6 protein-coding genes are annotated in these 6,784 nt (G+C 73.1%); 1 reads left to right on the top strand and 5 read right to left on the bottom strand.

Features of this window, described 5'->3' with window-relative positions; genetic code table 11:
- The 5 genes from K7862_RS34195 to K7862_RS34175 all read right to left on the bottom strand — a co-directional run.
- A partial coding sequence (locus K7862_RS34195; protein ID WP_222969140.1) for a 2-oxoglutarate dehydrogenase E1 subunit family protein occupies window positions 1–283 on the bottom strand: 283 nt, incomplete at its 3' end.
- Between the two features lie 217 nt (window positions 284–500).
- Window positions 501–1,646: a HAMP domain-containing sensor histidine kinase gene (locus tag K7862_RS34190; protein WP_372461721.1), complete on the bottom strand. Its 1,146-nt coding sequence runs from the start codon at window positions 1,644–1,646 to the stop codon at window positions 501–503.
- The gene (locus K7862_RS34185; RefSeq protein ID WP_308012342.1) at window positions 1,643–2,356 is read right to left on the bottom strand and encodes a response regulator transcription factor; all 714 of its coding nucleotides are present in this window, start codon (window positions 2,354–2,356) and stop codon (window positions 1,643–1,645) included. The genes K7862_RS34190 and K7862_RS34185 overlap by 4 nt, the downstream gene beginning before the upstream one ends.
- 128 nt (window positions 2,357–2,484) lie before the next feature.
- Window positions 2,485–3,210: a spermidine synthase family protein gene (locus K7862_RS34180; protein ID WP_222969138.1), complete on the bottom strand. Its 726-nt coding sequence runs from the start codon at window positions 3,208–3,210 to the stop codon at window positions 2,485–2,487.
- A gap of 44 nt (window positions 3,211–3,254) precedes the next feature.
- Window positions 3,255–4,073 carry a GNAT family N-acetyltransferase gene (locus K7862_RS34175; RefSeq protein WP_308012341.1) on the bottom strand — a complete coding sequence of 273 codons (819 nt, stop codon included), beginning with the start codon at window positions 4,071–4,073 and terminating at the stop codon, window positions 3,255–3,257.
- Window positions 4,074–4,273: 200 nt separating this feature from the next.
- On the opposite strand from K7862_RS34175, the gene lon reads away from it, so the two are divergent.
- A complete protein-coding gene (gene lon / locus K7862_RS34170; protein WP_222969136.1) occupies window positions 4,274–6,700 on the top strand; it encodes an endopeptidase La in 2,427 nt (808 codons plus the stop codon).
- Window positions 6,701–6,784: the final 84 nt, after the last annotated feature.

Here is a 6,784-nt window from a genome sequence, read left to right as displayed (position 1 = left end):
CGGACGCCGCGCCCGCTCCGGCGGCCGGGTCCGCCTTCGCGCGGGCGGCCGCGCCGGAGGCGCCGCCCTGGCCCGCGGGGGCCGCCGGGGCGGCGGAACCGTCCGGCTTGTAGTCGGCGAAGAAGTCCCACCAGGCTCGGTCTACCGAGTTCGGGTCCTGGAGGTACTGCTGGTAGATCTCATCGACGAGCCACTCGTTCGGGCCGAAACCCGCTGCAGGGCCTTCGCCCTGCCCTTCGTGGTCGGTCGAGACACTCGAGCTATTGGGGGACTGTGGCGACACGGCGTGAACCGCCCTCTTCCGCTTCACAAGATGGTGGACAGCGGGAATAAAGGCTACGCCTACCGGGGCCCTTCCCGCAGGCCCGGGGCCCAGTCGTCGCGCAAGTCACACCGTATTCGGGGTTTGCGGCCCATTCCTGGCGGGAAAGTGGTCCCTCTTCGGGGTTGATCCGGCCATCCGGCGCGGGCCGTCTGTCAGGGAGTACGTGAGCGGCGCGTCAACGGTTCACCACCGGCGCACCCGGAAGGCTGACGTGGATCCGGCAGCCCCGAGGAGATTCAGCCACTTCGATCTTGCCGCCGTGCAGATCCACCGCCCAGCGCGCGATCGCCAGACCGAGGCCGGTGCCGCCGTCGCTGCCCGGCCGCGAGCCGCGGTGGAAACGGTCGAAGACCCGCTTGCGGTCGGCCTCGGGTATGCCCGGGCCCTCGTCGCGCACGTCCAGGTCCAGGCTGCCCGGCACCGCGCCGCCGCGGGCGGTGACCGTCACCCGGCCGCCGGGCGGGCTGTGCTTCACCGCGTTGTCGACGAGGTTGGCGACCACCTGGTGCAGCCGCTCGCCGTCCGCGTACGCGATCAGCTCGGGCGGTGAGACGTCCAGGTGCAGATGCACGTCGGCACGCGGCCGCGAGCGCGACCCGGTCGCCTTGGAGCTCTCCATGCCCAGGCTCGCGGTCTTCAGCACCGCCGACAGGTACGGCCACACCTCGAACCGCTTGGCGTCCAGCCGCACCGCGCCGCTGTCCAGCCGGGACAGGTCGAGGAGCTGGGTGACGAGCTTGCCGAGCCGCTCGGTCTGCTGCAGCGCCAGCCGCATGGTCTCCGGGTCGGCGGCGGAGACCCCGTCGACCACGTTCTCCAGCACCGCGCGCAGCGCCGCGATGGGCGTCTTCAGCTCGTGGGAGACGTTCGCCACGAGTTCCTTGCGGTGCCGGTCGGCGGCGGCGAGGTCGGCCGCCATCCGGTTGAAGGTGCCGGCCAGCTCGCCGACCTCGTCCCTGCGCACCCGGGTCACCCGGCGGCTGTAGTCGCCGCCGGCCATGGCCCGCGCCACCGCGGTCATCTCCCGCAGCGGGGCGGTCAGCCCGGTGGCCATGATCTGGGTGACCAGCAGGCACGCGATGATCGAGAAGATGGTGATCACGCGGATCTCGGTCGCCGAGTGGAGGGCCACGACCACCAGCAGTGTGGTGATTCCCACAGACAGCAGCACCAGCCCCTGCAGGGCCGCCTTGATGGAACGGAACGGGTCCCACGGCCGCAGTGCTGCCCACAGCCGGCGCCACTGCCGTCCCAGCCAGCGCCCGGGCCGGCCCCCTCGCCTGCGCGGCTCCCGCGGCCGCTCGCCCGTCGCGGCGATCACTGCGCCGGGCTCTCCAGCGCGTAACCGACACCGTGCACCGTGCGGATGCGCTCGGCGCCGATCTTCCGCCGCAGTGCCTTGACGTGGCTGTCGACGGTGCGGGTGCCCGACGCGTCGGCCCAGTCCCACACCTCGGCGAGGAGCTGCTCGCGGGAGAGCACGGCACGCGGCTGCTGCGCGAGGCAGACCAGCAGCTCGAACTCGGTCGGCGTCAGGTGGACGTCGGAGCCGTGCACCCGCACCCGCCGCTGCGCGTGGTCGATCTCCAGGTCGCCGAGCTGGATGCTGGCCCCGCGCGAGTTGTGCGCGGCCACCGACGCACGCTCCACCCGGCGCAGCAGGACGTGCACCCGGGCGGCCAGCTCCCGCATGGAGAACGGTTTGGTCATGTAGTCGTCGGCGCCGACGCCCAGACCCACCAGCATGTCGGTCTCGTCGTCCCGCGCGGTGAGCATCAGCACCGGGACCGGCCGGTCGGCCTGGACCCGGCGGCAGACCTCGAGGCCGTCGTACCCGGGCAGCATCACGTCGAGGACGAGAAGGTCGGGCTGCCAGGCGTGGGCGGCGTCCACCGCGGACGGCCCGTCGCCCGCCGTGCGGACCTGGAACCCCTCCGCCTGGAGGCGGGCCGCGATCGCCTGCGTTATCGTCTGGTCGTCCTCGACCACCAGCACCCGGCGCTGCGCGCCGGCCGTCTGCGTGCTGTCCACTTCCGCCCCACAAGGTCGTCTCAGTTGTCGGATCCCTCCGGTGACCCGGGACGGATCAGCGAGCGCGGCTCACCTGGGAGATCCCTGGGCAGCGTACGGGGCGGGCCGAAGCGTTGACTATGACGCTTTCACGCCTTGACGCCTACGTGCACCACGTCCGGCACCCCGCGGGTGACCGGCACCTCGATGGTGTGCACGTCGGCGAAACCCGCGTCCCGCAGTGCCGCCTCGAAGTCCGCCGAGGGCTGCGCGGACCAGACGGCGAGCACGCCGGCCGGTTCGAGCCGCTCCCGGCACGCGAGGAGGCCGCTGGGACTGTAGAGAGTGCCGTTGTTCTCGGTTACTGTCCAGTCGGGTCCGTTGTCGATGTCCAGGCAGAGGGCGTCGAACCGGGTCCCGGAGTCCCGCACATAGCCCACCAGATCGTCCTGGACGACGTGCACCCGGGGGTCGTCCAGCGCGTTCGCCGAGTGGGCGGCGAGCGGTCCCGAGCGGTGCCAGTCGATCACCGCGGTCTCCCGTTCGACCACCGCGATCTCCCCCCAGCGCGGCTCGGCCGCGGCTCTGGCCAGCGAGAAGCCGACACCGAGACCGCCGATCAGCAGCCGCAGGCCCTCCCGCGGACCGCCGGGGGAGTCCAGCGCCGCCAGCGCCACGTCGACCAGCAGCCGCTCCGAACGGCCGTCGGAGGTGTCCATCAGGAAGCAGCCGTTGGCGATGATCTCGTACCGCCCGCCGTGGGCGCGCAGCACCACCTCGCCGTACGGGCCGTCGCGGCGGTCCAGCACCACCGGGGAGTCGTCGGTGGGCGGGGTGGCCGCTGGGGTCCCCGCGGCAGGGTCGGGATATGCCATGGCTCCATCTTGGCCGACGCGCGCGGCCGCCCGGGCCCGGGGCGTCAGGCCGGGGAGCCGGTCGCGGGCGGCGTCCAGACGTACGGAGTGGTGGTCGTGATGGCCTGGAAGCCCAGGCGCCGCAGGATCGGCGCGCTGTCGTCGGAGGCGTCCACCTGGAGGTAGGGGACGCCGCGCGCCGCTGCCAGCCGGGCCCGTACCGCCACCAGCGCGCGGTAGACGCCGCGCCCGCGCCAGGCCGCCAGGGTGGAACCGCCCCACAGCCCGGCGAAGTCCGTGCCGGGCCGGAACACGATCCACGCGGCGGACACCGGCTCGCCTCCGGCCTCCGCGACGAACACCACGACGTCCTCCGGCGCGTTGGCCACGCGGCTGCGCAGGTCCTCGCCCAGGAAGCCCATGTCCATGTCCCACACCGCGCCCAGCAGCCCGGCGATCGCCGTGAAGTCGGCGTCGGCGGTGGCGCGGCGGATCGTGACGCCGTCCGGGGGCGCGCTGTCGCCGGCCAGCAGGTCCGTCCGTCCGACCAGCACGGTCTCCTGCTCCTCGGGGACGAAACCGGCGGCGCGCAGCCGCTCGGGCAGGTCCGCGGGCCGGTCGTGACCGCGCACCTTCCACTCCACCCCCTCGCCGCGGGCCGCGAAGTAGTCCCGCTGGCGGGCGATGAGGGCGTCCAGTCCGGCGCCCGTCACGCCCAGGTCGGCGGGCGCCTGCACGAAGCCGCGGAACTGGCCGACCATCCGCGTCAGCGGGCCGTCCGTCTCGCACGTCACGCCGTCGGGAAGGACCGGGGGAGCGCCCCGGAGCTGGTCGTCGTACGCCGTCAGGAGGCGGCCGGGGCCCGTCGTGTCATCAGTCGTCACACCGGCCACGCTACGGACGTCCGCAACCGGTTTTGCGGCCGCGGACGGGTTCCGCGGTCGCCGTGGTCGCACAAGGGGGTGTGCACCCTCGTGCACCCGGCCAAGCAGTGATCGCTGTGGGCGAACACGGGAGCGGGAACACCGCACCGGGGGCGGGGGTTGAGTCAGGCGTACTCAACTTGCTTGCTTAGGGAGAGATCATGGCCTCTGAGCCCGGCACCGCCACCCTCACACTCCCCGTCCTGCCCCTGGACGACGAAGTCGTCCTGCCGGGCATGGTCGTGCCCCTCGACCTCACCGACAGCGAGGTGCGCGCCGCGGTCGAGGCCGCCCAGGCGGCCCACTCGGGGAGCGGATCGGGGAAGCCCCGCGTCCTGCTCGTCCCGCGGGTGGACGGGACATACGCCGCGGTCGGCACGCTCGGCACCGTCGAGCAGGTCGGCCGGCTGTCCGACGGCGACCCCGGAGCCGTCATCCGCGGCCGCACCCGCGTCCGCATCGGCGCGGGGACCACCGGTCCCGGCGCCGCCCTGTGGGTCGAGGGCACTCCCGTCGAGGAGCCCCGCCCCGCGGAATCGCCCGGCACCGTCGCCGAGCTGATGAAGGAGTACAAGGCCCTGGCCACCAGCTGGCTGCGCAAGCGCGGCGCCTGGCAGGTCGTGGACCGCGTCCAGCAGATCGACGACGTGAGCCAGTTGGCCGACAACTCCGGTTACTCGCCCTTCCTGACCACGGAACAGCGCATCGAGCTGCTGGAGACCGCCGACCCGGTCGCCCGGCTGCGCCTGGCCACCCAGTGGCTGCGCGACCACCTGGCCGAGCAGGACGTCGCGGAGTCCATCCGCAAGGACGTCCAGGAGGGCATGGAGAAGCAGCAGCGGGAGTTCCTGCTGCGGCAGCAGCTGGAGGCCGTCCGCAAGGAACTGTCCGAGCTGAACGGCGACCCGGTCGGCGGGGCCGACGGGGACGCGGCCTACCGCGCTCGCGTCGAGGCCGCCGACCTGCCCGAGAAGGTCCGCGAGGCGGCACTGAAGGAGGTCGAGAAGCTGGAGCGGTCCTCCGACGCCTCGCCCGAGGGCAGCTGGATCCGCACCTGGCTCGACACCGTCCTGGAACTGCCGTGGGGCACCACGACCGAGGACACCTACGACGTCTCCGGTGCGCGGGCGGTGCTGGACGCCGACCACGCCGGCCTGGAGGACGTCAAGGAGCGCATCACCGAGTACCTGGCGGTGCGCAAGCGCCGGGCCGACCGCGGCCTCGGCGTCGTCGGCGGCCGCCGTGGCGGCGCGGTGCTGGCGCTGGTCGGGCCGCCCGGCGTCGGAAAGACCTCGCTCGGCGAGAGCGTGGCCCGCGCGATGGGACGGAAGTTCGTCCGCGTGGCGCTCGGCGGCGTGCGCGACGAGGCCGAGATCCGCGGCCACCGCAGGACGTACGTCGGCGCGCTGCCCGGCCGGATCGTCCGGGCCGTCAAGGAGGCCGGGTCGATGAACCCGGTGGTGCTGCTCGACGAGATCGACAAGGTCGGCTCGGACTACCGGGGCGACCCGGCGGCCGCGCTGCTTGAGGTCCTGGACCCGGCGCAGAACCACACCTTCCGGGACCACTACCTGGAGGTCGAACTGGACCTGTCGGACGTGGTGTTCCTGGCGACCGCCAACGTCCTGGAGGCCATCCCCGAGCCGCTGCTCGACCGTATGGAACTGGTCAGGCTGGACGGCTACACCGAGGACGAGAAGGTCGTCATCGCCCGTGACCACCTGCTCCCGCGCCAGCTGGAGCGGGCGGGTCTGGACACCGACGAGGTCAGCCTCTCCGAGGAGGCGCTGCGCAAGCTCGCCGGGGAGTACACCCGCGAGGCGGGCGTGCGCACCCTGGAGCGGACGATCGCGCGCATCCTGCGCAAGGTCACCGCGCGGCACGAACTCGGCCAGCAGAAGCTGCCGTTCACCGTGGCCGTGGACGACCTGCGGGGTCTGATCGGCCGGCCGCACCACGTGCCGGAGTCCGCCCAGGACCCGGACGAGCGGCGGACCGCGGTGCCCGGCGTGGCCACCGGCCTGGCGGTCACCGGAGCGGGCGGCGACGTGCTCTACATCGAGGCGTCCCTGGCCGACCCGGAGACCGGCGGTGCGGGCCTGCAGCTGACGGGTCAACTCGGCGACGTGATGAAGGAGTCCGCGCAGATCGCGCTGTCCTTCCTCCGCTCGCACGGCGCCGAATTGGAGCTGCCCGTCGGTGACCTGAAGGACCGCGGCGTGCACATCCACGTGCCGGCCGGCGCGGTGCCGAAGGACGGCCCGAGCGCGGGCGTCACCATGACGACGGCGCTGGCGTCGCTGCTGTCCGGACGGCGGGTTCGCACGGACGTGGCGATGACCGGGGAGGTGTCCCTGACCGGGCGGGTGCTGCCCATCGGCGGGGTCAAGCAGAAGCTGCTGGCCGCGCACCGGGCGGGGGTCACCACGGTGGTGATCCCCAAGCGGAACGAGGCGGATCTGGACGACGTGCCGTCCGAGATCCTCGATGCACTCGAGGTTCACCCCGTCAGTGACGTGCGGCACGTGCTCGCGCTGGCGCTCGAGCCCGCCCGCTCCGAGAACCCGGCGGTCCCCCTGGCCGCCTGACCCGCCCTCTCCCGAGGGCCCGTCCCTCTGAACGCCATCTCAACGCCACCCCCTCGGGCACCCCGGACCATTCGGCCTCCGGGG

It is taken from the genome of Actinacidiphila acidipaludis (assembly GCF_019890725.1).
In the GTDB taxonomy this organism is placed as follows: domain Bacteria; phylum Actinomycetota; class Actinomycetes; order Streptomycetales; family Streptomycetaceae; genus Actinacidiphila; species Actinacidiphila acidipaludis.
This window is presented reverse-complemented; position numbering and strand designations above follow the sequence as displayed.